Below are 25,137 nucleotides of genomic sequence, written 5' to 3' on the forward strand. Positions count from 1 at the left end.
AAAGAAGCCCGGAAGGTGGCGGTTCATCGCGGCGGCGGCAAGCGAAGCTTCCCCACCGGCGCCCTTTTTCAAGGCGCCGGTGGCCGCTGAGGCACAGGAGACTCTCGGCGGCTCAGACCGCCGCGCGCAGGGCCGCTTCGATCCGCTCTTCCTTCAGCTTCTCAGCCACCAGGAAGGCGAGTTCTAGGGCCTGTTCGCCGTTCAGGCGGGGGTCGCAGTGGGTATGGTAGCGGTCGGCCAGGTCGCCCTCGGTGAGCGCACGCGCGCCCCCCAGGCACTCGGTGACGTTCTGGCCAGTCATTTCCAGGTGCACGCCGCCGGGATGAACGCCCTCGGCCTTGGCGATCTCCACGAAGCTCTTCACCTCCGACAGGATGCGGTCGAAGGGGCGGGTCTTGTACCCGTTGTTTGCGGTGAGCGTATTGCCGTGCATCGGGTCGATGGCCCAGACCACCGTGCGGCCGGATCGCTTGGTGGCGTCCAGCAAGCGCGGCAGGCGCGCGGCGATCTTGTCGGCCCCGAAGCGGCCGTAAAGCGTCAGCCTTCCGGGCTCGTCCTTGGGATTGAGCGTCTCCATCAGGCGCAGCAGGTCATCCGGCTCCATGGTCGGGCCACACTTGACGCCGATCGGGTTGCGGATACCGCGGAAGTACTCGACATGCGCCCCGCCCAGGTCGCGGGTGCGCTCGCCGATCCAGAGCAGGTGGGCGGAGGTGTCGTACCATTCGCCCGAGGTGGAATCGACGCGGGTCATGGCCTCCTCGAAGCCCAGCAGCAGGGCCTCGTGGCTGGTGAAAAATTCCACGCGGTGCAGGTCGGGCTGGCTCTCGGGGGTGACCCCGATGGCGGCCATGAACGTCAGGGCCTCGCTGATCTTCTCGGACAGCTCGCGGTATTTGGCGCCCTGCGGGCTGTCGGCCACGAAGCCCAGGGTCCAGCGATGGATGTTGTAGAGGTCAGCATAGCCGCCGCCGGCGAAGGCGCGCAGCAGGTTGAGCGTTGCGGCCGACTGGCCATAGGCCTGCAGCAGGCGCTGCGGATCGGGCACGCGGCTGGCGGCGTCGAAGTCCATGCCGTTGATGATGTCGCCGCGATAGGAGGGCAGCTCCACCCCGTCGATGGTCTCGGTGGCCGCCGAGCGCGGCTTGGCGAACTGACCGGCCATGCGGCCCACCTTCACCACCGGCTTGCCGCCGGCGAAGGTCAGCACCACGGCCATCTGCAGGATCAGCCGGAAGGTGTCGCGGATGTTGTCGGCGTGGAATTCCTTGAAGCTCTCGGCGCAGTCGCCGCCCTGCAGCAGGAAGGCCTTGCCCGCGGCGACGTCGCCCAGCAGGCTCTTCAGCCGCCGCGCCTCACCGGCGAAGACCAGCGGCGGCATGCCGCGCAGGGTCTGCTCGACGCCCGCCAGGGCCGCCTGATCTGGATAGTCGGTGGGCAGGTGCTTGGCGGGTTTTTTTCTCCACGAAGCGGGCGTCCAGTGTTCGGTCATGTCTCAACTCCACGCCTGCACGCGGGTTTGCGGGCAAACGAAACCGCGCCTTCTACTCCGATAAGGGCCGCGCCGTCGATGGGCCTTCCGCCGCGGGCTGCCGCGCCGCGAGCAGGCAGGCCGCGGCCGCCAGGGCGCCGATGGCCAGAAACCATTCCTGCCAGACCCCGAAGGAAAAGGCCGAATAGACGAGATAGGCCGCCGCCGTGGCCGCGGCCACCGCGCGGGCCGGATCGCGCCGGGGTTGGCTAAGCCCGGCCAGGATGCTCGCCCAGAAGACGGCGCCGGCCATGGCGCCGATCAGGCCGAGCTCCAGCCAGAGTTGCAGGGCCGTGTCGTGTGGGTGCAGCTTGATGCCCGGCGAGAACATCCGGCTGGCGTCGAGGCCCCAGCCCCGCATCGGGTGGTCGCCGATCCAGGTCACGGCGCGCCGCCAATAGCCCATCCGCATCTCCCAGGAGAGCGGCATGGCAGCCTCGATCATGGCATAGAGGCCGATCTTCTGGGCGAACCAGACGATGGCCGGGGCGCCCAGGAAGAAGGTCGCCGCCATGCCGGCCATCACCCGGGGCGCCACGATCGGCCAGCGATGGACGGCGAGGCCCGAGACCAGGGCCGCGACCAGGGCCACCAGCGGCGCATCGGTGGCGAACAGCAGGCCCACCCCGACGCTGCCGGCCGCCATGGGAAGGATCAGCCAGCGGCTCTCCCCCGTGCGGATGGCGCCGAGCGCCGCGGCGGGGGTCAGCAGGGCCAGGACAAATCCGGCCTGAGCGACGTTCTTGACGGCGAGGTCCGGCCGGATCGGATCGCCCATCACCTCGCGCAGGGCGCGATAGACCCAGGCGCCGGTGGCGGTCTCGATGCTGATCAGCAGGCCGAGAGCCGCCACGCTCCAGGCCAGGATGCGGAGGGCGGTCTCGCGGGTCCCCGGCGTCGCGTCGCGCGCGGCGCAAAGCACGGCCCAGTACAGCGCCGCCTGGGCGATCAGCTTGAAAGCCGTGGCCCCCTCGAGGTCGCTGGGCGTGTAGGGGCTCCAGGCCATGGAGCCCAGGGACCAGGCCAGGATCACCACCACCGAGATGGCCGCCGGCCGGTCGGCGTCGATGATCCGCAGGCCCTTGAGGGTCAGCAGGCCCGCCAGGGCGAGGATCGGGGCGAAGGCCAACGGCCCGCCCCAGGCGGCGAAGGGGACCAGGACGAACAGCCCGGCCAGGACCCAGCCCGACCAGGCCGAGACCCGCTCCTGAGGGTTCGCCGCCCTATCGGTCATGCGGCCGCGCCGAGCTCCTGGGGCACGTACTTCTCGCGCATCGTGACCAGTTCCTCGGCCAGGGTCGGGTGGACCGCGCAGGTGGAATCCCACTGGGCCTTGGTCACGCCCATCTTCAGCGCGATGGCGGCCATCTGGATGATCTCCGGCGCGTCGGGCCCGACCACGTGGCAGCCCAGGATCTTCTGGCTGTCCGCATCGACCACCAGCTTGATCATGCAGCGCTCCTCGCCGCCGTAGAAGGTGGTCTTCATGGTGCGGAACTTCGAAAGGTAGATGTCCAGCTTGCCGTGCTGGTGGCGGGCGTCGGCCTCCGACAGGCCCACGGATCCCACCGGCGGCTGCGAGAACACCGCCGAAGCCACCATGTCGTGGTCGAAGCTGGTCGGATTACCGTAGAACTCGGTCTGGGCGAAGGCCGCGCCCTCGCGGATCGCCACCGGGGTCAGGTTGATCCGGTCGGTGACGTCGCCGACCGCCCAGATGTTGTCGGCGCTGCTCTTGGAGAACTTGTCGACGGCCACTGCGCCCGCCTCGTTCAGCTTCACGCCCGCCTTCTCCAGGCCGAGCCCGTCGGTGTATGGCCTGCGGCCGGTGGCGAACATGACGAGGTCGGTCTCGATGGCCGATCCCGAACTCATGTGGCTGACATAGCCGGCGGCGGTCTTCTCGATGCGCTCGTGCTGGCAGCCGAGGACCACCTTGATGCCGCGCTTCTTCATCTCCTCGGCCACGTGGGCGCGGATATTGTCGTCGAACCCGCGCAGGATGTTGGCGCCGCGATAGACCAGGGTGGTGTCCACCCCAAGGCCGTTGAAGATCCCGGCGAACTCCACGGCGATATAGCCGCCGCCGGCGATCAGGACCCGCTTGGGCAGTTCGGGCAGGTGGAAGGCTTCCTCGGAGGTGATGATGTGCTCGGCGCCCTCGAAATCGGTGGGCTTCCACGGCCGGCCGCCGGTGGCGATCAGCACCTTCTCGGCGGTATAGGTCCCCTTGCCCTCCAGCTCGACGGTGTGAGCGTCCTTCAGGCGGGCCTTGGCGTGGACCACCTCGGCGCCGGCGTTGCTGAGATTGGTCACATAGATCCCCGACAGGCGGGCGATCTCGCGGTCCTTGGCCTCGAGGAACTTCTTCCAGTCGAAGGTCGCCCCGCTGGCCGACCAGCCATAGCCCTCGGCGATCCCGGCGTTGTGAGCGAACTCCGAGGCGTAGACCATGAACTTCTTGGGCACGCAGCCGCGGATCACGCAGGTTCCGCCGACCCGGTGCTCCTCTGCGATGGCGACCCTGGCGCCGCTCATGGCCGCGAGCCTGGCCGCGCGCACGCCGCCCGAGCCCGCGCCGATCACGAAGAGGTCGTAGTCGTATTTCGCCAACTCGTGGGCTCCTTACGGTTCGATGGTGACCACGCCGTCGGGCGTGCCCACCAGGGCCAGGTCGGCCAGGTCGAGGAACAGGCCATGATCGACCACGCCGGTCACGCTCTTCAGCGCGGCGGCCAGCAGGGCGGGCTCCTCGATCCGCCCGCACGCCGCGTCATAGATGAGGTTGCCGCCGTCGGTTTTCACCGGGGCCCCGTCTTTCAACCGCAAGCGGGGCGCGACCCCCAGGTCGCATTCGGCAAGGGCGTCGCAGATCCGCAGGGCTGTGGTCTCGTGGCCGAAAGCTACCACCTCGATGGGCAGCGGGAACTGGCCCAGCAGTTTCACCCGCTTGGCGGCGTCGGCGATGACCACGCAGCGCTTGGAGGCTTCCCAGACCAGCTTCTCGCGCAGCAGGGCCGCGCCGCCGCCCTTGATCAGCGACAGGGCGGGCCCGATCTCGTCTGCGCCGTCGACGGTGAGGTCGATGGATTTCACCTGACCCAGCTCGGCCAGCCTGATCCCCAGGCTCGCCGCCAGCTCGGCGGTGGCCACGGAGGTCGGCACGCCGACGATGTCCAGACCCCGCGCGGCCACGGCCTTGACGAACCAGGCGGCGGTCGAGCCCGTGCCCAGGCCCACCACCATGCCGGTTTCCACCAGGGCCGCGGCGGCCTCGCCGCTGGCCCGCTTCTGATCGTCGATCGTCGCGCTCATGCCGCTGACATAGGCGAAGCGCCTCGCCCCCGCGACGCTATTTTTTGGCCTTCTTGGCGAGCTTGGCCGCCCGGAAGCGCGCCGCCCAACCTTCCTTCTCGACCTGCGCGGCCCTCTCCAGGGCGAGAGCGTCGGGAGCGACGTCCCGCGTGATCACCGAACCCGAGCCCGTATAGGCCCCGGCCCCGATCTTCACCGGCGCCACCAGGGAGGAATTGGAGCCGATGAAGGCGCCCTCCCCCACATGGGTCTCGAACTTGTCGAAGCCGTCATAGTTACAGAAGATCGTGCCGGCCCCGATATTGGCCTTGGCCCCCACCGAGCCGTCGCCCAGATAGGACAGATGGTTGGCCTTGGCGCCCGCGCCGACCTTGACCTTCTTCACCTCGACGAAGTTGCCGATATGGGCCTCCTCGCCGATCTCGGCGCCGGGCCGCAGGCGGGCATAGGGGCCGATCAGCGCCCCGGCCATCACCTTGGCCCCCTCCAGATGACTGAAGGCGCGGATCACCGCGCCGGTCTCGACGCTCACGCCAGGGGCGAAGACCACGAACTGCTCGATCTGGGCGCCGGCCGCGATCTGGGTGTCCCAGGAGAAGTGCACGCTCTCGGGGGCCAACATCTGCACCCCCTCGGCCAGGAAGTCCGCGCGGCGGCGCTGCTGGAAGATCGCCTCGGCCTGTGAGAGCTGCATGGCCGTGTCGCAGCCCATGACGGCGCTCTCCGGCGCGAAGGCCGCCCTGACCACGGCCTCGTCCGTATTGGCCAGGGCCACGATCTGGGTCAGGTAATACTCGCCCTTGGCGTTATCGTTCGTCACGCGGTCCAGCCACCCGAACAACACCGCCCGGTCGGCCGCCAGCATCCCGGCATAGCAGGCCTTCACCGCCTTCTGCTCGGGGGTGCAATCCTTGGCTTCCACGATGCGCAGGACGTGGCCGTCCGCCCCGCGGATCAACCGCCCGTACAGCAGGGCGTCGCCGGGTTCGAAGCCCAACAGCGCCAGCGGCGTCCCCTCGGCGCGCAGCTTGAACAGCGGATCGAGGTCCTGGGCCTCCAGCAACGGGCAATCGCCGTTGACCACCAGGACATCGCCGTCGAAATCGGCCAGGGCCGCCTTGGCCGCCAGGACGGCGTGACCGGTGCCCAGGGGCGGATCCTGCACGGCCACGGCGTTCTCGCCCAGCCGTCGGACCACCAGCTCGCGCACGGCGGGACTGTTGGCGCCGATCACCACCACGATCTTCTCGCAGCCGGCCGCCTGCACCGTGTCGATCACCCGATCCAGAAGGGTGCGACCGCCCACCTTATGCAGCACCTTGGGCAGGCGCGATTTCATGCGCGTGCCTTGGCCGGCGGCCATGATCACTGCGGCGCGTGCGGTCATCGAGTGGTCCTTCGAGTCGGGCGGAACATTGCAATCTTGCGGCGTTTAGCTGAAACGGCGAGCGGTTTCGATGGAGCGCGCGACTTGGCTGACCTATCAGCGCTGAACGGCGCCACGCTCGTCTTCGATCTCGACGGCACCCTGGTGGAGTCGGCCCCGGACCTGATCGGGACCCTGAACGTGCTGTTGAGGGAGGAGGAGATCGCCCCCCTGCCCCTCGGGGCGGCCCGTCCGTTCATCGGCCACGGCGCGCGGCGCCTGATCGAGCGGGGCTTCGCCGCCCAGGGCCATCCGCTGCCCACCGCGCGCATGGACGACCTCTTCGCGCGCTTCATCGCCCACTATGACGCGCACAGCGCCGACCTGACCCGGCCCTTCCCCGGCGCGGTCCGGGCCCTGACCCAGATGAAGGCGGCCGGGGCGAGGCTGGCGGTCTGCACCAACAAGCTGACCGGTCTCTCGGTCGGCATCCTAGAAAAGCTCGAGCTCGCCGGCTTGTTCGACGCTGTCGTGGGTGGCGATTCGGTTCCCGCCCCGAAGCCCGATGCTGGCCATCTGACCGCGGCCATAGAGGCCGCCGGCGGAACGATCGGCCGAGCGGTGATGATCGGCGACGCAGCCACTGACGCCGGCGCCGCGCGCGCCGCCCGGGTCCCGCTGATCCTGGTGAGCTTCGGCTATACTGAGATCCCGGCGGCGGAACTGGCCCCGGACATCCTTATCGGCCACTTCGACGAACTGCCTACGGCGTGCCTTCGTCTTCTCACCGCTTGAACGGGGCGAGCCACCGGGCTATAGGCGCATCCCTTCCGGAGGATGCGTAGCTCAGCGGGAGAGCACCTCGTTCACACCGAGGGGGTCACAGGTTCAATCCCTGTCGCATCCACCATTTTTCCTATTAAATTCAACCACTTAACCACCGACCCCTTTTCCGTTTCCGGTTTTGCGTTTCACGGGGGGCAGTTGGGGGGCAGTCGGAGCGACGCATCCCCGACACCAGAAATCGGCGCTACAGGCTGGAACACCCCCAAATCGGCTGCACAGGATCGCAAACTGCGGATGTCGGTGGGGTCATGCCGCCGCCTGATTCGATTCCAGGACGGCGCTGCGTCGTTCAGACGGACCCGACCGAACTCCCCCCGGTTCGTGCTTGAGAGGTCAGAGGCCGCGGTCCGCGATCCCGCGGCCCGCTGATAGCGCCGCAACGCCCCGGCCGTTTCGGGCGAACTGCACGTCCTGGCCCGCTGCAGGCGCAGCGGCGCCAAACCCCAGCCGCGCATAGTGCTCGATCCCATCTCGATCTCGCACAATGACGAACGCCGCGGCTCCTAGTTCGTCGTGCGCTCCACTCTTGACGACCCGACCTCGCACAGGAACGACCCCGAATTCGCGGATGTCATGTCCCGCCTCCAGCCGGCGCTGGTTTAGAGTTCGGATGACGTCCTTGCGCATCTGCAGCGACCGGAGCCTGGCCTCCAGATCAGGAGGCAGGCGATAGCGAGCGCCCGCGCGCTGCGCGAGCCCGATCCGCTCCAAGTGCCGAAGTCGACCACGGGTCAGCGCCGCCCAGGCCTCACTGAGCCCTACGCCGTCATCCACCGAGCCATCCGCCCTCGCCGAGGCCAGCAAACGCCTGTCCAGCCCCGTGAACCGGTCGGCTTCGGTCTCCCGCCAGACCCGCCGTTCAGCGTCGGCCCGCGACAGGTCCCCGAGCCGCGCCTGGGCTGCTTCCTGGGCGCGAGCCCGAAATCCGAAGGCGATATAGTCGCGGGGTATCACCAGGTCGCGGCCGTTCATGCGAAGTCCCCGGACCAGCACGTGAGCGTGCGGTTGGTCGGTGTCGAAGTGACACGTGCCAATCCAATTGAGGTCTGGCTCACCCAGGTCCGCCGCCACACTGCCCATCGCCTCGCGGACATAGCCCCGAAGATCGGCAATGCGGTCGCCATGCTCCGGCGAGATGATGAAGCGGAAGTGATGCCGGTCCCCGGTCCAGTCGCGCGTCCGATCAGACGGATCCAGCACATCCTCGGACTGGTCGAAATAACCGGGCCGCGCGCCCTCAAGGCCTGCTCCGCCGCGACCAAGATATGAGACATGTCGCGCCAGGGCCGCGCCGCGCGCGACGCCGACCCCGATGTGACGTGACACCAGCGCCTTGACCACCACGCGCTGACGCACATCCAGCCGGAAGGCGCGGCCTGAACGTCGCTGCGCCGCGCTGAGAACGCCCGACCGATCGCCCAGGGCGAAGTGCCGCGACGCCGCCAGACGCCGGAACAGGCCCGTCCGCACATCGACGCCCTCGGCCTTCACCGACCGCGGCAGGCTTACCCGCGCCGCCGCTGCCCCATCTCCCTCGTAGGCTTCGAGCCCCCTCTCGACCACCTCCCGGACCAACATCCGACCGACCTCATGGACAGGGACCGTGACCCGACCCGCATGACTTTCTGCAAGTCGCCCTCGCCGGCCGTAGTCGCCGCAACGCTCCGATATCGTAGGACAAACGGCGACGCCGAGAACCTCCTTTTATCTTGCCCTAAGCCAGAAATCGCACGATTTTCACGATTGTAATCAAACGACTACAAGCCGCTTCTAATCCCATCAAATCCCGGCGACAGACCGGCCGCCAAATTCGCTCCGTGCCCATCAACACGAAAAAACCCGCCCGACCGGAGACGGTCGAGCGGGCTGCGGACATTGGATCGGCGCGGACCTCAGCCCGCCTTGCCGCGGATCGCCACATGCCGGACGCCGCTGTTCTGCGCCTGCTGGCCGAGGTTCAACGCCGGCCCGAACGGATGGCTTGCACCCGCCCGCTCGGCGTCCAGCGACTGGGCCAGGGTGAGGCAGCAGACCGGGTCCAGCGCCATCAGCTCGTCATTGGCCCGGAACGGCGCGGCCTTGGCGTGGCGCTCGAAGTCCGCCCGCGCGAGCACCAGGGTCACCCCCTTCTGCCGGGCCCACTGGATGGCCAGCTTCTCCGCGCCCTTGGCCCCGGTCGTCGCCAGGGCCATGCCCGGCCACTCCGACTTCGCCCAGTTCAGCGCGTCGAAGATCCGGTGCGCGTCGGCCTCGGTATTGGCGAATGGCGCGGCCCGGAAGGCCACCACCGGACCGCCCGGATCGTTCTCCGAGACCCTCCGCGCCTGGATCGACCTCAGCGCCTGCCGCGCCTCCAGCTGCGCCGCCGTCAGCACCGTGCCGCGCCGGCTGCCCCGCCAGGCCGTCCAGACCTCCCCGGTGGCCGTCGTGTAGAGCTCGGCCGCCGCGTCGCGGATCAGCTCGGCGGCCAGGCGCGCCACGTCCGAGGCCCGGGTCGCCAGGGTCGCCTCCTGCAGCTCGCTGTCGGCCAGCTCCGACCCGTCGAAGTCCCGCTCCAGGCTTCGCATGCGATCGCGCGCCCGGTCCCCGTCCCGCTCGATCCGTCCCGCCGCCGAATGGAAGGCGCCGATCAGGCTCTCGGCCAGGATCGCCTGCACGTCCTCCAGGGCGCTGTCGCCCAGGACGTCCAGCAGCTCGGTCATCACCGCCCGCCCGAACTGCACCAGGGCCTCCTCGGTCGGATGCGGACGTGGGTCCTCCAGAGCCGCGGCCTGTACGTCGAAGGCGGTGTCCGAGGATGAGAAGGCATGAAGGGAAAAGGTCATGTTCGACACTCCTGAAAGAAGATGCCGATGCGCCCCATGCGCAACGACCTCCCTCCTGCCCACGTCGGGCCCCGGGAGGTCACCGGAGCGGAGCGTCAGCGCAGCGCAGGGGAACGGCCGCCAGGCCGTTGACGTCCTGGGTGACGTGACAGGATGGGAGGTCGTTGTGTGGGGGCGTTGCGCCCGCTCGGCGGGCGCTCCGTCCGGCGCGCAGCGGCGGCTACGCGCGAACGATCGGACACGCCCGTCAGACCCGTAGCGAAGCGAAGGCTCAGCCCACGCCGGTCGCCCCGCGTGAGGGATCGTCACCCGAAGGGCGGAGACCCGCAGGGGCTCCGGGCGCCGCAGGCGCCTAGAGCCCGACCCGGCCAAGGGCCGGGGCACGCCCGATGGCGCGCGCTCGACGCCCCGGCGTCGTCAAGCTAAGCCATGGCGTCAGTTCGACAGGAGCCTCTCGATGCGTTTGATCCTGGTGGCGGCCGCGATTCTCGCCCCGACGGCGGTGTTTGCCGCCCCGCTCAGCCTCGTCTGCCGCGGGGAAGCTCGCTACGTCGAGGACGAAAGCACAACGGGCTATACGACCGGCGCGGACGGTTACCCCAAGACGGCAACCTATGACAGCGCGCGGAACGTGCGATCCCCTGAGCGTTTTCGCTTCGAGATCGACGAAGCCGGGTCCGGCCGGGTGAAGCCGCCCCGCGTGCAGATTCCGCTCCTGAAGTCGGGCGGCCGAGACGGCTGGTGGACCCTGGCGTCAGTGGCCGTGACGGACACCGAGATCCGCGCTCAGTACGCCCTCAACCCGTTCAACAAGCCCCGGGTCCAGATCGACCGTCGCACCGGCGAAGTCGAGATCGTCGGCTTTCGCTTCACCTTTGCGGGCATGTGCGAGACCGCGCCGGACGAGACGGCGCCGCGCAAGTTCTGATGCGCCGCGCGGTCACATGAAAAACCCCGCCGGTCACCCGGCGGGGCCTGAAAGGCGATCTCGCGATCCTAGAACGGGATTTCGTCATCGAGGTCCGGCCCGAAGCCGGTGGCCTGCCCGTCGTCCCCGCCGGGCGCTTCCGCGGCCTCCTCGTCCCGCCGGGTCTTGAGCCGCATCGCCTCCACCACCAGGCGCAGGTCATAATGGACGGTCCCGTCACGCCCGGTCCAGGTGTCGTTCTCCACATGGCCCTGCGCCACGACGCGGCTGCCCTTGCGGGCATGAGGGCCGATATAGTTTTCGGCGATGGCCTCGTTGAAGCAGATGCAGTTGAAGCCGGTGGTGCGCTCGCCCCGCTGGCCGTCGGCACGGCGGAAGCGGGCGGTCTCCAGCACGCGGAAGCTCGCGCGTTTCCGGCCCGAGCCCTGGGCGGCGAGGATGGACGGATCGGCGGCCAGATAGCCTTCGATGGTCACGGTCTGCATGGTCTTTCTCCTTGAGAATGGGTGAGATCAGGCGGCCTGGGCGGCGGCCTCGGCCGCGCGCCCGGAGGCCCAGTCGAGGACGGAGAGCCGGGCGACCACCAGCTCCTTGGCGGCGCGTTTGCCGCCGTCGCGGGCCTCGTAGAGGTTGTCGACGAAGACCCCGACCACCATCACCTCGCAGCCGACAGCCAGGCCCGGTCCGATCACCTTCTCGGTGAGGCCCTTCGACCAGCTCACGCAATTGACGCCCACGACCCGGTCCTTGCCCTCGGCGTCCTGACCCCGGTTCTCCAGCAGCCGGAACACCGCCTTGCCGAAATCGTCGGTCAGCATCGGATCGGCCGCCAGGCGGCCGGTGAACACCACGTTCTGCATCTCAGTCTCCTTCTGTTCGCGAAACCCCGTGGGAGCCCGTCTCCCGATCCAGGGCCTCGCCCCTCCCAGCCCTTCCTCCTCCCCCGCCGCGGCCCGGCCTCACGCGGCCTGGGCCGGATCCAGCACCGTCTCCACGGGATGTCGACGCAGCACCGCGCCCAGCACCTCGGGGCGATCCACCGGCACGAACAGTCGCGGCGCATAGGCGATGATCTCCACGAAGCACCCCAGGGCGCGGAAGGCCTCGCGCCGCGATGCGCCGCCGACCAGCTCCAGGCGCCAGCGATCCATGACCCGCGCCCGGCGCAGCCAGAATCCGCCGGCAAGCGCGAGTTGCAGGCCGCGATCCAGGACCGCGGCGGCCGTGAGCGCCGGATCCTCGCCAAACGCCGTGGCGGCGTCCGTCAGACCGAGCGCCACCTTCAGTTTCTGGGCATGGACGCCGTCCAGCACCCGGCCCAGCCAGCGCCGGCCGTCCGGCGCCTTGACCCGTCGCACCTGGGCGCCCCGCGCCGGCAGCAGGGACCAGACGGGCAACAGCAGGCCGGTGGCCAGGGTCAGCTCGCGGGTTCGCCAGGGATCGGTGTCCGCAAGCTCGGCCGCCCAGGCTTGAACCCACGCCGCCTCGTCCACCGGCTCCCACGCCGACTCCTCGAAGGCGCGCCGCGACGTCAGGCTGCGCTTCTCCGGCCGCGTCAGCCGCACAGCCGGGACAAGCCGATCATCGTCCCCGGTGGTGGTCAGCCCGTGCTCGACCAGGGCCGCGCGGCCGGACTTGGCGTTGACCGCGAAGGTCGCGGCCGTCCCGAGCGCGGCGGCGCGCTCCAACACGGTCTCCAGCGCCAGCAGGTCGCGGCGGGTCCGCAGCGCGAAGGTGACCAGCGCCGTCTGGGCCCCCGTCGCCGCGTCGGTGCGGATCACCTCCTCCGAAAGCACCTCGAGATCCTCGGCGACGATGTCCTCCACCCCGTGGTCCAGCTGGCCCGAACCGGCCGCCCGCTCCAGGACCCCGGCCAGGATCTTCTCGAAATCCTCGAAGAGGGCGTTCTGGTCCGCGATCCGCAGGGCCAGCAGGCGGTTGAGGAAGGTGTTCATGGGCGGCAGGTCGTCAGACGGCTTGAGCTCGCCCTCCGGCGTGAGCAGGCTCAAGCCGGTCCTGGCCTCGAAGGCGTCCATCCGCATGCAGGCGAGCTCCCCATGGGCCAGGGCGCCGTAGAAGATCAGCAGGGCGCGGCGGGCCTAGGGGCTCTCCAGATTGTCCTCGGCCCGGAACAGCCCCTGCCCCGCCACCCGCCGCTCCCCGCGGGTGAGCGCCCCCAGCGAGTCCAGGCGGCGCGAGATGGTCGAGAGGAAGCGCTTCTCCCCGTGGATGTCGGTGGAGACCGGGCGAAACAGCGGCGCGCAGGCCTGGTGGGTCCGGTGGGTCCGGCCCAGCCCCTGGATGGCGGCGTCGGCCCGCCAGCCGGGCTCGACGAGATAGTGGGTCCGTCTCTGGCGGTTCGCCGCGGCGAGATCGGCGTGATAGCTGCGGCCCGTGCCGCCGGCGTCGGAGAAGACCAGCACCCGTTTGGCGCCGCTCATGAAGGCGTCGGTCTCGGCCCGGGCGGCCGAGGCGCCGCGCCGCTCCACCACGCGCCGCCCGTCCCGCACCACGATACGGCGCGACCGGCCGGTGATCTCGGCGACGGCGTCGGGCCCGAGCGCGCCCAGCAGGGCGTCCAGCACGCCCGGCACGGCCGGCAGACAGGCCATGCGCGCGATCAGGTCGCCGCGCAGCCGCAGCGCTTCCTGGCTCTGGACGGGCGCCCCGTCCTTCATCACCGGAACCAGGGTGACCGCGCCGTCCTGGCTCTCGACCGCGTCCATCAGGGTCGTCGGGAAGGCCCCCTGCAGATAGTCGAGCACATAGTCCTTGGGCGTGAGGTCGATCTCCAGATTGTTCCACTCCTCGGGCGGAATCTGGGCCAGCCGGCGCTCCATCACGGCCTCATTGGTGGAGACGATCTGGACGACGGCGGATCGGTGCGCGAGGAGGTCGTCGCGGATGGCGCCGACCAGGGTCGCCGACTTCATCCCGGCCAGCAGGTGGCCGAAGAACCGCAGCTTCGCGCCCTCGAAGGCCGAGCGCACGGCGCTGAGGGCCTGGCCGCTCAGGACCTTCCCTGCCTCATCATAGAGACCCACCGCCCGCAGCGCGTCGCCCAGGTGGGAATGGATGATCTGGAACGCGTCGGCCCAGGCGTCCCAGACCTCGATGTTCTCCGGCGTCAGCGGATGATGCAGCGCCTCGTACTCGACGCCCTCGAAGGAGAGGCTGCGGGCCACATAGAGGCCCATGGCCTTCAGCTCACGGGCCAGCAGCTCCATGAAGGCGATGCCGCCCACATCGGCGGCGTCCATGAACTCCGCCCGGGTGGCGAAGGGCGCCTCGGCGCCGCCCCAGAGGCCCAGCCGGGCGGCATAGGCCAGGTTCTCCACCTCGGTGGCGCCGGTGGCCGAGACATAGAGCACCCGGGCGTCGGGCAGCAGGTTCTGCAGGGCCAGGCCCGCCAGGCCCTGCTGGGAGGCCTTGCGCGGACCGCGCCCGGATCTGCCGCCGGCGGCGTTTCCCATGGCGTGGGCCTCGTCGAAGACCAGGGCCCCGTCGAAGCCGCCGCCCAGCCACGCGACGATCTGGTCCAGGCGCGAGGGGCGATCGCCCCGGCGCGGCTGGCGCAGGGTCGCATAGGTGGTGAACAGCACGCCTCGGGCCAGGGCGATCGCCTCGCCCTGATTCCAGGCCGACTGGGGGACGATGTCGCTGGCCGCCCCGCCGATCGCCGTCCAGTCCCTGCGGGCGTCCTCCAGCAGGGCTTCGTTGCGGCTGAGCCAGACCGCCCGCATCCGGCCCTGGGCCATGTTGTCGGCGATCACCGCGGCGATCTGGCGACCCTTGCCGGCGCCGGTGCCGTCCCCCAGGAACATGCCCCGGCGCAGGCGCACCGCGCCCTCGGTCCCGTCCGCCACCAGCCTGACCTCGAGCCCCGCCTCGCCCACGGCCCACATCCCCGGCAGATGCGCCGCGTGGGCTTCGCCCGCATGGATCACGGTCTCCAGCTGGGCCTCGGAGATCAGGCCGTCCCGCAGAAGCGCCCTTGGCAGCACGGGCCTATAGGTCGGGACCGGCGGGGCGACCGAGGCCATGGCGCCGGACTCCACCAGCGGCGTGGGATGGGGCCGCCCGTCCGGAAACGCGATCCGGCCGAGCCGCCAGGCCTGATAGAGGCCGACATCGTGGCCCTCCCCCGACCAGGGCTTCGTCTCATAGGCCACGGTCTCGAGGTCACGCAGGAGGCCGAGACGCGCGCCCGGTCCGGCCAGGGCCCGCGCGCGCGGGGTCAGGAGCGCCGCGGCCGCCACCTCCCGGAACCGGCGCGCCTGCGCGCTCGGCCGGGCCGGCAGGGCCGCCGCCGCGCGCGCCGCTTCGGCCAGGTCCCCGGGCCGGGCCACCGCCCCCCTCCAGGGCGCGGACGCGACGGCCCGGTCCACCACCAGCAGGGCGGTCTCCACCCCGGTCCCATGCCGGGCGAAGGCCCGTCCCGGCAGGGCGATGGCCCCGACCACGGCGCCGCGCTCGCCGATCGCGCGCAGCAGCACCGCATCGTCGAGCGCGGCGAGGGGCACGATGGCCGACATGCGGCCGCCATCGGCCAGGCAGGCCAGGGCCGCCACGAGATGGGCGCGCAGGGCCGCGAAGGGGGGATTGAGCACCACGGCGTGGAAACCGCCGGCGCCCGGGCAGAGGTCGGCCAGCAGCGCCCCGTCCCAGCGGCTGCGCGTCGCCGCGGGGAACAGGCCGTCGAGCAGGCCCGCGCGGCGATCGGAGCGTTCGTTCAAGGTCAGCGCCGCGCCGCAGGCCTCGGCCACGATGGCCAGCAGGCCCGTGCCCGCCGAGGGCTCGAGCACCCGGTCGCCGGGCCGCACCTGGGCGGCCGCCACCGCCAGGGCCGCCAGGGCCGGCGGGGTCGAGAACTGGTCGAGGGCGACCTGCTCCTCGCTGCGGCGGCTGTGGGTCAGGCCAAGCTCGGAGAGGCCGGCGAGCAGGGCCGCGATCTCCGCCGGCGCGTCCTCCAGCCGCCCGACCTGCGGCGACATCCGCCGGATCTGCAGGACCATGGCCGCCTCGATGGCGTCATAGGCGTCACGCCAGTTCCAGACGCCCTCGGCGTCCGTGCCGCCGAAGCTGGTGATCATGGCGCCGGCCACCAGCCTGCGGTCGAGGACCCGCGAGCGCGCCAGATGCGGCAGAAGCGAGCGCGCCGCCGCCAGGGTGTTGGCGGCGCGATCCCCCTGGGACGGCGCCGCGGGGAACAGGGGAAGGCTGACGGTCATGGCGAGGGTCCGGCTCGCCCGCGGCGGAGGGCGCATCCCTCTCGGTCCCCCGGGCTCAACCTGCCCCGCCCTGGCTTCGCCTCCCTGCGCGCGGCGGACCCCACACGAAGAGCCCGCCCCGGCCGAAGCCGGGACGGGCGTGTCCGCCGTCGCACTGGTGGGATCCGGCCGGTAGCTGGTCCGCGGAGGTCCAGACGTGCCCGCCCCTGGCGCACCGGCTCCGACCGGCGCGGGTTCCAGGCGCTCGCGATGGGCCCGCGACGGCGCACAGGGCTCAGGCGGCCAGCGGCGCGGCGACCGTCTCCTCGGGGTCGGCGGCCTCCGCCTCGCCCGGCGGATCGGTCTCCGGAACCGCCGCCAACCAGGAGAGATAGGCCGGCGCCCATCCGCGTTCGGCGGCCCGTTCGGCGACGAAGCCCACCAGCTCCTCCTTCTTCAGGCTGCGCGCCCGATCATCCTCGGCCTCCATGGCCTCGAGCATGGCCATGAGCTGGGCCTTGGAATGGGCGCGCAGGAACACCTCGTCCGGCGTCCAGTGCAGGGTCACATCGGCCCCGCACAGGGCCGCGAGCTCCGCCGCCTCGGCCCGCGCGCTCCGGCGCACCGCGCTCGTCCGCTCTTCCCGAAGGTCGAGGCTCAGCGCCGTGAGCTCGGCCAGCAAGGCCATCTTGTCGCCATGGGCCAGCTCGGCGATCCAGCCGACGGGGCTGCGTCCCGAGACCTGCCAGGCGCTCCGCCGATCGGCCAGGCGCGCGCGCACCTCCCCGTCCAGCGCCTCGATCACCCGCGTGCGGGGCCGGCCATAGGCCTCGGCCGTGAGCGTGGAGGCGCCGTCCCCGCGACCGCGCCCGGCCCGCAGCACCAGGACGTCGAACAACCGGGCGATCAGGGCGACCAGGGCCGTCCCCGGATCGTCGGCCAGGGCGCGGATCAGGGCCCGGGTGGCGGCGTCGGTGCGCACCTCATGCAGGGCGTGGTTGACCCCCTCGATCTCCGGAACGGCGGCCACGGCGACAGGCACGGCGGCCACGTCGGCTTCGCGCGACGCCGCGGCCACCGGCTCGGCGCCGTCCTCGTCCGACCCGCCGTCGACCTCCGCCTCCGGTTCGGGCGCGGCCGGACCGAAACAGTGCACCTCGAGCCCGGCGCCGAATCCAGGAGTCAGGACGACGGTGGTGACCGGACGATCCGGCTCGGCGGCCTGGTCCGAGGCGATGCACGCGGCGATATAGGACCGGAGGGCGTCGTCGGCGGCGGGATCGGCCACGTCGCCCGCCGCCAGCTCCGCGCCGGCGGCCTGGGCCGCCTGCCGGGCGGCGCGCCAGGCCTCCAGCTGCAGGGGATCGAGGCCCACGCCATGGGCATAGCCGAAGCCGTCCAGGTCTTCAGGCCCGTCCGGGGTGAGGCTGGAGGTCACATGCACGGCCAGGCCCCGCGCCTGCGTCGGCGCGGCGAGCGCGGCGGCGCGCGCCATCCAGAGGCTCTCCAGGACATCGGCGTCCAGCAGGACGTCCGGCCGCTCCCCGAACAGGTCGGTCTCGATCCGGCCGCCGCCAGCGAGATATCGCGCCGCCCCCACGAGCCCGAACCGGCGATCGCGGACCGTCAGGCGGCCCCGGTCGAGGGCCTCGCCGATGCGATGCTCCGGAAAGCCGTAGCCCTGGATCGCGGCCTCGGAGACCTGCGCCTGCTCCTTGCGGTCCGGCAGCCGGGCGAGCAGCCGCGCCTGGCGGAGCGTCAGCCGGCCGAGCCTGAGCGCCTCGAGCGCCTTGGGATGCAGGCCCGACAGCGCCGCGAGCCGGCGCACCTCGATCTCGCCATAGCCCAGGGCCGCGGCGATCACATCGGGCGTCAGCCGCGCCTTCAGCATCTTGCCGATGGAGGCGATGACGTCGGCGACGTGCACGGGAACCGCGGTATTGGTCAGCAGCACCGCCGCGGCCTGGCGGCCGGGATCGGTCTCCTCGAAGACCTCCACGAGATAGTCCTCGCCCACCGCGCCCTGGGCCAGCAGCAGGCCCAGCGCCAGCAGCCGCCGGCGGCCGTCCAGGGCCATGGCCGCCTTCTCCTTGCGACGGCCGGGGCGCACGGTCAGGGGCTGCAGCAGGCCGGCCGCCTTGATGGTGGCCGCCAGCTGGGCGATCTCCTCGTCCGGCGGCGCCCCGAACCGCATGTTCTCCGGGGCGACGTCGAGGTCGCGGAGGGCGTAGGTCTTGCGCACCCGCAGGGGCGCGGCCGCCGGGGTCGGGGTCTCTTGAACGTCGGTCATCGGGCGATGTCCCGCACCGGCCGGCGGGGACGCTTCCCCCCCGGTCCGGACGCCCTCACCCGCCCTTCCTTCCCCCTCCCGCCGTCGCCATCTCGTTCCAGTCGCCGAAGGGCTCCGGCGGCGTCGCCACCTCCACCGCGACCCCGGCGCGCCGCAGAGCGCCCGCCAGCCGCGCGGCCGACGCCTCGCCGTCGCGCCCGCGGTCGGCGGCGACCAGCACCCGGCGGACGCCGGCGGGCGCGATCCAGCGCCGTAGATTGCTGGTCGACAGCAGGGCCCAGGCCGGCAGCCCGAACCGCGCCCCGGCCGAGAGCGCCGAGAACACGCCCTCGGCCACCAGCAGATGGTCGCCGGCGGGATCGAGCCGGACCGCGGACCCGGGCGGGATCCGCCCCACCGTCTTGCGCGACAGGGCGAGGTCCGCGGCCCGGCGGCCCTGGGCGTCCAGATAGGTGATCTCGAGCGCCGTCAGGCTGTCGTCGGGCGCCCGCACCGCCGCCAGCAGGGCCGGCCGAACGGCCGGGCCCGGGTCATAGACCCTCACCGGCGCCGCGGGATGGACGCGCAGGGCCGCGATCGGCGCGAGCGGCCGCGCCACACCCCGCCGCCGCGCATGACGGGCGGCCACCGATCCGGGTCCGATGGTCACCGCCCCATCCCAGAGTCGTCGGACCGCTTCCCGGCGGTCGACGCAACCGCGCGCCGAAGCCGCGTCCCGGCCCGGCGCCGGTCCACCGCCCAGCCCGCCACAATCATCGATCAGGCCCCGCCCCCGCAGGTCGTCGAGAACCTCGCGCCAGGTCGCGGCCCCGAAGCTGTGGACCACCACCCGCCCCCCATCCAGGAGCAGCGACACCGAGCGGTCATGGGCGCTGTGGCCGGGGGCGGGAATATTGGCCCGCCGCCCCCCGTCATAGAGGTCGCCCCCCAGGGCGGCGACGATGGCGCGCAGGCCGGCGGACCGGAAAGGCAGGCTGGGTCGGGACATCGGAAGGCTCCGGGCTCTGGACCGCCCACGCGGTCCCCGCCCGCCCCCGCCCTGGCTCCCGCTCCCGGCCGCGGCCCCGCCCCAGCCCTAACCCCCAGGCGCTCAGGCCGCCGACGCCTCTCCCTCGGCGACGGGGCGAGCGGCCATTCGAACCGTGAGCGCCCTCCCCATCCCCGCCACGGCCCAGGTCTTGTCAGCGGCCCCGACGCGGGCGACACAAAGACCATGCGGACCGATCTCGATCACCTGCCCGACGCCAAGCGCCGCGAGCTCGTGCGCGTGGTGCAGATCCTGTTCGAGGAATTCGAGGCGGCCACCGAGACCAAGAGCCACGCCCACCGGCGCAACGGCCAGATCCTCAAGATCATCCTCTACGGCTCGCACGCCCGCGGCGACTGGGTGGCCGATCCGGTGGGCGGCTACTTCTCCGACTACGACCTGCTGGTGGTGGTCGACCACGAGGACCTCACCGACGTCCAGGACTACTGGGCCAAGGCCGACGAGCGCCTCACCCGCGAGGTCACCATCGCCAGGCGCCTCTCCGCGCCGGTCAACTTCATCGTCCACAGCCTGGCCGACGTGAACAAGAAGCTCCGCCTCGGCCGCTACTTCTTCATCGACATCCTGCGCGACGGCATCGCCCTCTATGAGGCCCAGGGCCACCCCTTCGACACGCCCGAGAAACTCTCACCCGAAGCCGCCCTGGCTGAAGCTCAGGGATATTTCGATGAGTGGTCGCAGACCGCCGCCCAATTCGTGCGTCAAGCGCAGCACGCGGTTGAGGACGGAGCACCGAAGATAGCGGCATTCGATCTCCATCAGGCAACCGAGAGGTTCTATGCATGCGCACTGCTGGTGCTCACGCTCTACAGTCCAAAGTCACACAAACTGAATTTTCTTCGATCTCAGGCCGAACAGTTGGTGCCTGAGCTCTCGGAGGCTTGGCCGCGGGATAATAAATTCGGCCAACGTTGTTTCGAGCTTCTGCGGCGCGCCTATGTCGATGCCCGCTACTCGCCGCACTACAAAATCAGCGCAGAGGAGCTTGGGTGGTTAAGCGAGCGAGTCGCCATCCTTCAGGGGTTGGTGCTTTCGACTTCAGAAGAACGGTTGGCTGCTCTGCGCGCTGCAGCGTGATGTCCGCATTGGGCTGAGGCTGTGTAAAAACGCGAAGCACCGTAGACTCCTGATGTTGTCGCGCAGGGGGTTCGGATGTCCCGCTTCGTTGAAGGTGAAGACCGCCGCCAAGCGGCCCTGCTTCCCAGTTGCCTTGATGACTATGTGTCCGACGACAACCCCGCGAGGGTGGTCGATGTCTTCGTCGACGAGCTGGATCTGCTGGCTCTTGGCTTCGATGGCATGGCGCCGGCCTCGACGGGCCGCCCGGCCTATCATCCCCGCACGCTGCTGAAGCTCTACATCTACGGCTACCTGAACCGCGTGCAGTCGAGCCGCCGGCTGGAACGCGAGGCGCAGCGCAATGTCGAGCTGATGTGGCTTACGGGGAAGCTGGCGCCCGACCACAAGACCATCGCCAACTTCCGGAAGGACAACGGCCCGGCGATCCAGGCGTCATGCAGCCGGTTCGTGATGCTGTGTCGGGAGCTGGGCCTCTTCACCCAGGCGGTCGCCGCGGTGGACGGCAGCCGCTTCAAGGCGGTGAACAACAGCGACCGGAACTTCACGCCGACCAAGCTGAAGCGTCGGATCGAACAGGTCGAGGCCAGCATCGCCGGCTACCTGCGTGACCTGGACATCGCCGACATGCAGGATGCTGACCCGGCGGGCGAGCGGGTCACGCGCCTCAAGGACAAGATCGAGCACCTGAAGACGCGCATGCGCGCGCTGAAGGCCATGCCCCGATGAGGCCGGGTTTGATGGCTGCTGGCAGGCCCGTTCGGGTAGCTCCGCAAGGGCCGCGGGAGATGCTACGTGCCGCTCCTACTTGGAGGTCGCATGATCCGAACTGTCTTCGACAAACGCGTTAATGATTTTTGTCAGGATTACCTGATCGAAGGTCGCCAGCAGTCGCCCGCAACCCTCCGCGCTTTCGAAACGCGGCACGCTGAGATGCTCAACGCACTCTTCGAGCAATTGATGTTGTTCGATAGGGTCGCCCTAAAAGTGCACGGCGAGAACGTGCCGCTCGCGGTGCTATTTAACCAGCTCGGATCTAAAGGGCTTGAAGCTCTCCTAGAGGAGGGCGCCATTCGATTTGACTTATGGACAGTAATGGTTGCGTCGATGAACGACGCGATACCCGGCGTGCACCCGCTGGCGGCCGGAGAATTTAGCTCTGAGCCGCACACAGATCCGGAGGTTTCGGCGAACCTAGGCCTTAACTGGTGCGCTAACGCGCCCCTGGGGAGCAACGCCGAAAGCTCGTGCAGAAGTGCGCTGAACGCTACGTGTCTCCCGAAAAATCCTTGGGCAAGGCCGCCGTGGACGCAGCGCAAGCGGCCTACACTACTGGCGCTTTCTCGGTTCTCGGCCTGCCCCCGGAGGAACCGCTCGATCTGTTGCCCGGGCACAAGAGAAGGAAGCTAGCGGAGTGTGCAGAAGAGTATGTGGAATTCACATACCTCGCGCGCGGTGGGGTTATGTCGTTCGCTAGCTACCCGCTCTTCGCCCTATTTTCGGATAGTGCACAGCGCATCGAGAGAGCTGCGGGTGTTGCTGAGAGCTACGAACAGCTACGGCTGATCGAATCCGTGCCCAACTTCGCTGAGTTGCGGTTGCGGCTGCCTCTCGGCTTTCGCGACATCCCCCGGCTCCGTTCAAAGCGCCACAGCGCTGCATTCCGAGACTGGCTAGCGACCGCAACTGACGCCGCAAGTGGACTCGATGTCGTGAAGGCGTATGTGGACGCCATCGCTAATCGAAAGGGCTTCTTCGACACTGCTGCGGGGAAGGTGACTAAGACAATTGCCATGACGACAATCGGGGCCGGGGTAGGCGGTTTGCTTGGGGGGCCACTCGGCGCAGCTATGGGCGGAGTCGCAGGAAAGCTCGTCGAACCGGTTGCAGACATTGGGCTCGGGCTAGCGGATACTTTCCTTCTCGACAGTGCGAGCAAGGGGTGGTCGCCGCGGTTCTTTTTCGACGATCTGCGGAAGCTCAAGCTAAATCCCGAGGCAGCAGCGCCGCAACCATAGAAAAAAATATGGTTTTTGGATTTTTGACTAGCTGAAGCTCGGGGTTCGCCCGATACCCGCACGTCGGCCCCCTCAGAAGGACCCGTGGTGTTGCCGATGTCACACCACGGGCGGCGCTGCTCAGAGCGCCTTCAGGGCCACCTTGTCGCCCTTCGTCGTGACCATGCGCCATTGGCCCGCCGGGTAGGCCACGGCCCTCGCTTCCCACTCGGCGTCATGGTCGGATGGCCCGACGTAGATCAGCGCCGGGGCGTCTAGGTAGATGACTGCGACGCCGACCACGGGCTCGACGCTCAGCGCCGGCTCGGCCGACCACCCTGCGGCCGGGACGATGCTTGTGCGATCTTGGGTGCTCGCGCCGTGCGCGTTGGTGTCGGTGTGGCCCACGCACTTCGTGAGCGCGGCGCTGTCGATGATGCTGATGTCAGCGGTCATGCTGTCCCCCAATGAGGGGTAGAGATTCTCACGACGGCATCCGGCGGTCGGGTGGGTTTGGGGCGCGGCGCATCCGTCACCTAGGCGCCGCTGGTGCCCTCGGCCTCATCCGCGAAGACCTTGGCGACGGCCGCGCCCATATAGGTCTCGAGCCACTTGCCGCCCCGCTGCATGAAGACGCGCTTCGCGTGTTGCTCCCATGGGGTCGCCGCTGGCAGGAGGGATGTGAAGTTGACCGCTGCGGCTAGGCCGTGTTGCGCCATGTCGCCGAGCAAGGCCCGAAGGAAGCGTTCTTCGTAGAAGGGGCCGGTCTCCGAGAGATCGTTCTTCGGCATCGTCAGTAGGAAGCCATCGGGGCTCGGATGGCTCGCCATGGTGGAAAGCATCTGATAGGCGGCGCGCCGCTTCTCGCCCTCATGGCTGTAGCGCTCGTTGAGCCGCTTCCGTACCTCACCCGGCCTGAACTCCTTCTCGCGCTTCGCCTTCGGCATCGTGGCCCATCGCATCACCTTCTCGGCGTCTCCCGAGAAGTCGTCGAAGAGGAATTGCAGCTCGACCACGTCGCGCACCGCATCCCACGCCTGCTGATAGTAGCCGGCGAAGCCTTGGCTCAGCCCGGAGGCGAGACCGTTGAAGAGCCGGATGCCCAGCCGCTTCACGATTAGCTCATGCTCCCCGCGCTCCGGCCGGTCCCTGACATGATCCATGATGGCGGACATGGCGGCTTCCACCGCGTCGAGGTGGTCGCTCATCATCTTGTCGCCCGAGATCGCGGCGAGCGAGGCCGAACGAAGCTCGGCCTCCCGGCGCCCGAGGCTGATGATGTTCTCCGGGATTATGAGCGTCACTCTAGGATGAGCTTCTTGACCTCGCTCTCGGCGGAGTAAGGCATCGCGTCCTTCTCGAACTGCCGGACGTTGGCGACAATCTCCTTCGCCCGCTTGATCTTATCGTTGCGCCACTGCGCCGCCATGTTAGCGACCATGTTGTCGAAGACGCGGAAAAGGTACTGCGTCTGATTGGTGTCGGCCGCGTAGTAAAGGCCGACGATCCACTTCTCTAGAAGGTATGAGTTATATACGACGCCCGCGTTGGCGTTCCAGAACTTCACGAGTCGGATCGTTGGCTTGATCTTATAAAGCTCGGTTTTGTTCTTTTCGGTGAGCGTGTTGTTGAAATCGTTTGGGTCGGACTGCATCCAACCACCCGAGCCATCTGGAATTTGGTAGCCGCTTAGCCAGTGCTTCAATGCCGGCACCAGCTCGAACCGAATGTGATTGAGCTCAAGAACGATGGTGGGTGATGACTGATAGATTTCGGACGAAGCGTAGTATTTGTTGACGAACGTCTTCAGCCTATCAAGGTAGGTCTGCGGCTGATACCCGCTTTCTGAGAACACTACCATGTAATCGATGTCCGAGTTCGCGTCCATCTTGCGGGGAAGGATCGTCCCCCGCGTCGAGGAGCCGAATTGGAAGTGATCCGACAGCCCCGAGCCGAAGTGCGCGTTGAGGCGCGATTTAAGGGTCGAGATTGAGGTGCTGATCGACGAGTTTTCTGTGCTCGACAGCACCGCCTCACTTGCCCGCTTTTCGAGATAGCTAAGAACGGACATGCGGCCCTCCACCGTCGACCTCATGCAAGGCTTCGCCTTGCTCGATGCCCTTACGCGCCTTTTCGAAATCGCCTCGCGAGAACTGGTAGGCCCCCTGATTCAGCTCGTTGCGGCGCTTGCTGAAGCCGTCCATCTGCTCGAGCGCCGCCTGCGTGTCGCACGCCATGGACATGCCGATCTCCCGAAAGACCCGAGAGTCGTTTCGCAGAGTGAGGTACTGATCGCCCGAGGTCTTGTGCGCGGCTGAACGATCCGATGGCTTGAGGAAGGTGCTTAGCGCCGTCAGCACCGCCACCGTGCTCGCCATGGCGCCGGCGAGATCGGGCAGGTCTTTGAAAAACGCCGTACCGGCCGCAGCGCTCAGCACCACCGCCGGCACGCCAAGCCAGTAATGATAGTGGGACCACCGCCGACTAGCGTTGAAGTGCGCCTTGCTCGAGAAGATGCAGTCTTCCTCGAGCCGCTTCAGCTCCTTGCGGATCGCATCAAGAGGGTCGGTCGGTGGTTCGCTCACGTCCAGACTCCGGGAATCGTCTGGGTTGAATTGTAAGCGATTCGCACGCTCGCCGAGTCGTGGCCGCCGAAGGCCGCACACCGCACATCACCGCACACTGTGCGCACATGTGCGACGCC

Annotated in this window: 19 protein-coding genes, 1 tRNA gene and 2 pseudogenes; 6 read left to right on the forward strand and 16 right to left on the reverse strand. The window is 69.2% G+C overall.

Features of this window, described 5'->3' with window-relative positions; translation table 11 throughout:
- Positions 1–112: 112 nt before the first annotated feature.
- Genes M9M90_RS13105 through glmU form a run of 5 tightly spaced genes read right to left on the reverse strand, consistent with a single transcriptional unit; the run spans position 113 to position 6,233 of the window.
- Positions 113–1,492, reverse strand: a complete 1,380-nt coding sequence (locus tag M9M90_RS13105) for a class II 3-deoxy-7-phosphoheptulonate synthase (protein ID WP_254833668.1) — start codon at positions 1,490–1,492, stop codon at positions 113–115.
- Between the two features lie 52 nt (positions 1,493–1,544).
- Positions 1,545–2,765 (reverse strand): O-antigen ligase, encoded by a 1,221-nt coding sequence (locus M9M90_RS13110; RefSeq protein ID WP_254833669.1) that lies wholly within the window; start codon positions 2,763–2,765, stop codon positions 1,545–1,547.
- A complete protein-coding gene (gene gor / locus M9M90_RS13115) occupies positions 2,762–4,144 on the reverse strand; it encodes a glutathione-disulfide reductase (RefSeq protein ID WP_254833670.1) in 1,383 nt (460 codons plus the stop codon). Before gor ends, M9M90_RS13110 begins: the two co-directional genes overlap by 4 nt.
- 12 nt (positions 4,145–4,156) lie before the next feature.
- Positions 4,157–4,846, reverse strand: a complete 690-nt coding sequence (gene rpiA, locus M9M90_RS13120; RefSeq protein ID WP_254833671.1) for a ribose-5-phosphate isomerase RpiA — start codon at positions 4,844–4,846, stop codon at positions 4,157–4,159.
- A 37-nt stretch (positions 4,847–4,883) separates the two neighbouring features.
- Positions 4,884–6,233 carry a bifunctional UDP-N-acetylglucosamine diphosphorylase/glucosamine-1-phosphate N-acetyltransferase GlmU gene (gene glmU / locus M9M90_RS13125; RefSeq protein ID WP_254833672.1) on the reverse strand — a complete coding sequence of 450 codons (1,350 nt, stop codon included), beginning with the start codon at positions 6,231–6,233 and terminating at the stop codon, positions 4,884–4,886.
- A gap of 84 nt (positions 6,234–6,317) precedes the next feature.
- Here glmU and gph point away from each other — a divergent pair, with 84 nt between their 5' ends.
- Together gph and M9M90_RS13135 are read left to right on the forward strand one after the other, a co-directional pair.
- A complete protein-coding gene (gph, locus tag M9M90_RS13130; protein WP_254833673.1) occupies positions 6,318–7,007 on the forward strand; it encodes a phosphoglycolate phosphatase in 690 nt (229 codons plus the stop codon).
- A gap of 40 nt (positions 7,008–7,047) precedes the next feature.
- A tRNA-Val gene (locus tag M9M90_RS13135) sits at positions 7,048–7,122 on the forward strand.
- 269 nt (positions 7,123–7,391) lie between these two features.
- Here M9M90_RS13135 and M9M90_RS13140 read toward each other — a convergent pair.
- Together M9M90_RS13140 and M9M90_RS13145 are read right to left on the reverse strand one after the other, a co-directional pair.
- Complete coding sequence (locus tag M9M90_RS13140) at positions 7,392–8,636, reverse strand: DUF3363 domain-containing protein (RefSeq protein WP_254833674.1); 1,245 nt, start codon at positions 8,634–8,636, stop codon at positions 7,392–7,394.
- Between the two features lie 314 nt (positions 8,637–8,950).
- A complete protein-coding gene (locus tag M9M90_RS13145; protein ID WP_254833675.1) occupies positions 8,951–9,883 on the reverse strand; it encodes a DUF2493 domain-containing protein in 933 nt (310 codons plus the stop codon).
- Positions 9,884–10,340: 457 nt separating this feature from the next.
- Between M9M90_RS13145 and M9M90_RS13150 the strand changes: the two genes are divergently transcribed.
- Positions 10,341–10,811 (forward strand): hypothetical protein, encoded by a 471-nt coding sequence (locus M9M90_RS13150; protein ID WP_254833676.1) that lies wholly within the window; start codon positions 10,341–10,343, stop codon positions 10,809–10,811.
- A gap of 68 nt (positions 10,812–10,879) precedes the next feature.
- Here M9M90_RS13150 and M9M90_RS13155 read toward each other — a convergent pair whose 3' ends face one another.
- From M9M90_RS13155 to M9M90_RS13175, 5 genes and pseudogenes are all read right to left on the reverse strand, one after another.
- A complete protein-coding gene (locus M9M90_RS13155) occupies positions 10,880–11,296 on the reverse strand; it encodes a single-stranded DNA-binding protein (protein ID WP_254833677.1) in 417 nt (138 codons plus the stop codon).
- Between the two features lie 27 nt (positions 11,297–11,323).
- On the reverse strand, positions 11,324–11,671 hold the full coding sequence (locus M9M90_RS13160) for a single-stranded DNA-binding protein (protein WP_254833678.1): 348 nt from the start codon (positions 11,669–11,671) through the stop codon (positions 11,324–11,326).
- A gap of 99 nt (positions 11,672–11,770) precedes the next feature.
- A pseudogene (locus tag M9M90_RS13165) lies at positions 11,771–16,042 on the reverse strand (strawberry notch-like NTP hydrolase domain-containing protein).
- 274 nt (positions 16,043–16,316) lie between these two features.
- Entirely contained in the window at positions 16,317–18,311 is a 1,995-nt protein-coding gene (locus tag M9M90_RS13170; protein WP_254833679.1) for a ParB N-terminal domain-containing protein, read from the reverse strand.
- A 55-nt stretch (positions 18,312–18,366) separates the two neighbouring features.
- Positions 18,367–19,299, reverse strand: coding sequence for a toprim domain-containing protein (locus M9M90_RS13175; protein ID WP_254833680.1), 933 nt, complete (start codon positions 19,297–19,299; stop codon positions 18,367–18,369).
- A 225-nt stretch (positions 19,300–19,524) separates the two neighbouring features.
- On the opposite strand from M9M90_RS13175, the gene M9M90_RS13180 reads away from it, so the two are divergent.
- The 3 genes and pseudogenes from M9M90_RS13180 (at position 19,525) to M9M90_RS13190 (ending at position 22,454) form a co-directional block, all read left to right on the forward strand.
- Entirely contained in the window at positions 19,525–20,436 is a 912-nt protein-coding gene (locus M9M90_RS13180; RefSeq protein WP_254833681.1) for a HEPN domain-containing protein, read from the forward strand.
- A 75-nt stretch (positions 20,437–20,511) separates the two neighbouring features.
- Positions 20,512–21,156, forward strand: a pseudogene (locus tag M9M90_RS13185) (transposase); the annotation flags it as partial.
- A gap of 527 nt (positions 21,157–21,683) precedes the next feature.
- The gene (locus M9M90_RS13190) at positions 21,684–22,454 is read left to right on the forward strand and encodes a hypothetical protein (protein ID WP_254833682.1); all 771 of its coding nucleotides are present in this window, start codon (positions 21,684–21,686) and stop codon (positions 22,452–22,454) included.
- A gap of 120 nt (positions 22,455–22,574) precedes the next feature.
- Here the strand turns inward: M9M90_RS13190 and M9M90_RS13195 are convergent, their stop codons facing one another.
- The 4 genes from M9M90_RS13195 to M9M90_RS13210 all read right to left on the reverse strand — a co-directional run bounded on the left by M9M90_RS13195 (position 22,575) and on the right by M9M90_RS13210 (position 25,018).
- Positions 22,575–22,889: a hypothetical protein gene (locus M9M90_RS13195; protein WP_254833683.1), complete on the reverse strand. Its 315-nt coding sequence runs from the start codon at positions 22,887–22,889 to the stop codon at positions 22,575–22,577.
- Between the two features lie 80 nt (positions 22,890–22,969).
- On the reverse strand, positions 22,970–23,737 hold the full coding sequence (locus tag M9M90_RS13200; protein ID WP_254833684.1) for a hypothetical protein: 768 nt from the start codon (positions 23,735–23,737) through the stop codon (positions 22,970–22,972).
- Positions 23,734–24,504: a hypothetical protein gene (locus tag M9M90_RS13205; RefSeq protein ID WP_254833685.1), complete on the reverse strand. Its 771-nt coding sequence runs from the start codon at positions 24,502–24,504 to the stop codon at positions 23,734–23,736. Before M9M90_RS13205 ends, M9M90_RS13200 begins: the two co-directional genes overlap by 4 nt.
- Positions 24,491–25,018: an SLATT domain-containing protein gene (locus M9M90_RS13210; protein ID WP_254833686.1), complete on the reverse strand. Its 528-nt coding sequence runs from the start codon at positions 25,016–25,018 to the stop codon at positions 24,491–24,493. The genes M9M90_RS13205 and M9M90_RS13210 overlap by 14 nt, the downstream gene beginning before the upstream one ends.
- Positions 25,019–25,137: the final 119 nt, after the last annotated feature.

This window comes from Phenylobacterium sp. LH3H17, assembly GCF_024298925.1.
In the GTDB taxonomy this organism is placed as follows: domain Bacteria; phylum Pseudomonadota; class Alphaproteobacteria; order Caulobacterales; family Caulobacteraceae; genus Phenylobacterium.

Excerpts from the sequence above, each read along its gene's own strand:
- M9M90_RS13105 (WP_254833668.1), bottom strand. The coding sequence starts at position 1,492 with ATGACCGAACACTGGACGCCCGCTTCGTGGAGAAAAAAACCCGCCAAG.
- M9M90_RS13110 (WP_254833669.1), bottom strand. The coding sequence starts at position 2,765 with ATGACCGATAGGGCGGCGAACCCTCAGGAGCGGGTCTCGGCCTGGTCG.
- rpiA (WP_254833671.1), bottom strand. The coding sequence starts at position 4,846 with ATGAGCGCGACGATCGACGATCAGAAGCGGGCCAGCGGCGAGGCCGCC.
- glmU (WP_254833672.1), bottom strand. The coding sequence starts at position 6,233 with ATGACCGCACGCGCCGCAGTGATCATGGCCGCCGGCCAAGGCACGCGC.
- M9M90_RS13140 (WP_254833674.1), bottom strand. The coding sequence starts at position 8,636 with ATGTTGGTCCGGGAGGTGGTCGAGAGGGGGCTCGAAGCCTACGAGGGA.
- M9M90_RS13145 (WP_254833675.1), bottom strand. The coding sequence starts at position 9,883 with ATGACCTTTTCCCTTCATGCCTTCTCATCCTCGGACACCGCCTTCGAC.
- M9M90_RS13150 (WP_254833676.1), top strand. The coding sequence starts at position 10,341 with ATGCGTTTGATCCTGGTGGCGGCCGCGATTCTCGCCCCGACGGCGGTG.
- M9M90_RS13155 (WP_254833677.1), bottom strand. The coding sequence starts at position 11,296 with ATGCAGACCGTGACCATCGAAGGCTATCTGGCCGCCGATCCGTCCATC.
- M9M90_RS13160 (WP_254833678.1), bottom strand. The coding sequence starts at position 11,671 with ATGCAGAACGTGGTGTTCACCGGCCGCCTGGCGGCCGATCCGATGCTG.
- M9M90_RS13170 (WP_254833679.1), bottom strand. The coding sequence starts at position 18,311 with ATGACCGACGTTCAAGAGACCCCGACCCCGGCGGCCGCGCCCCTGCGG.
- M9M90_RS13175 (WP_254833680.1), bottom strand. The coding sequence starts at position 19,299 with ATGTCCCGACCCAGCCTGCCTTTCCGGTCCGCCGGCCTGCGCGCCATC.
- M9M90_RS13180 (WP_254833681.1), top strand. The coding sequence starts at position 19,525 with ATGCGGACCGATCTCGATCACCTGCCCGACGCCAAGCGCCGCGAGCTC.
- M9M90_RS13195 (WP_254833683.1), bottom strand. The coding sequence starts at position 22,889 with ATGACCGCTGACATCAGCATCATCGACAGCGCCGCGCTCACGAAGTGC.
- M9M90_RS13205 (WP_254833685.1), bottom strand. The coding sequence starts at position 24,504 with ATGTCCGTTCTTAGCTATCTCGAAAAGCGGGCAAGTGAGGCGGTGCTG.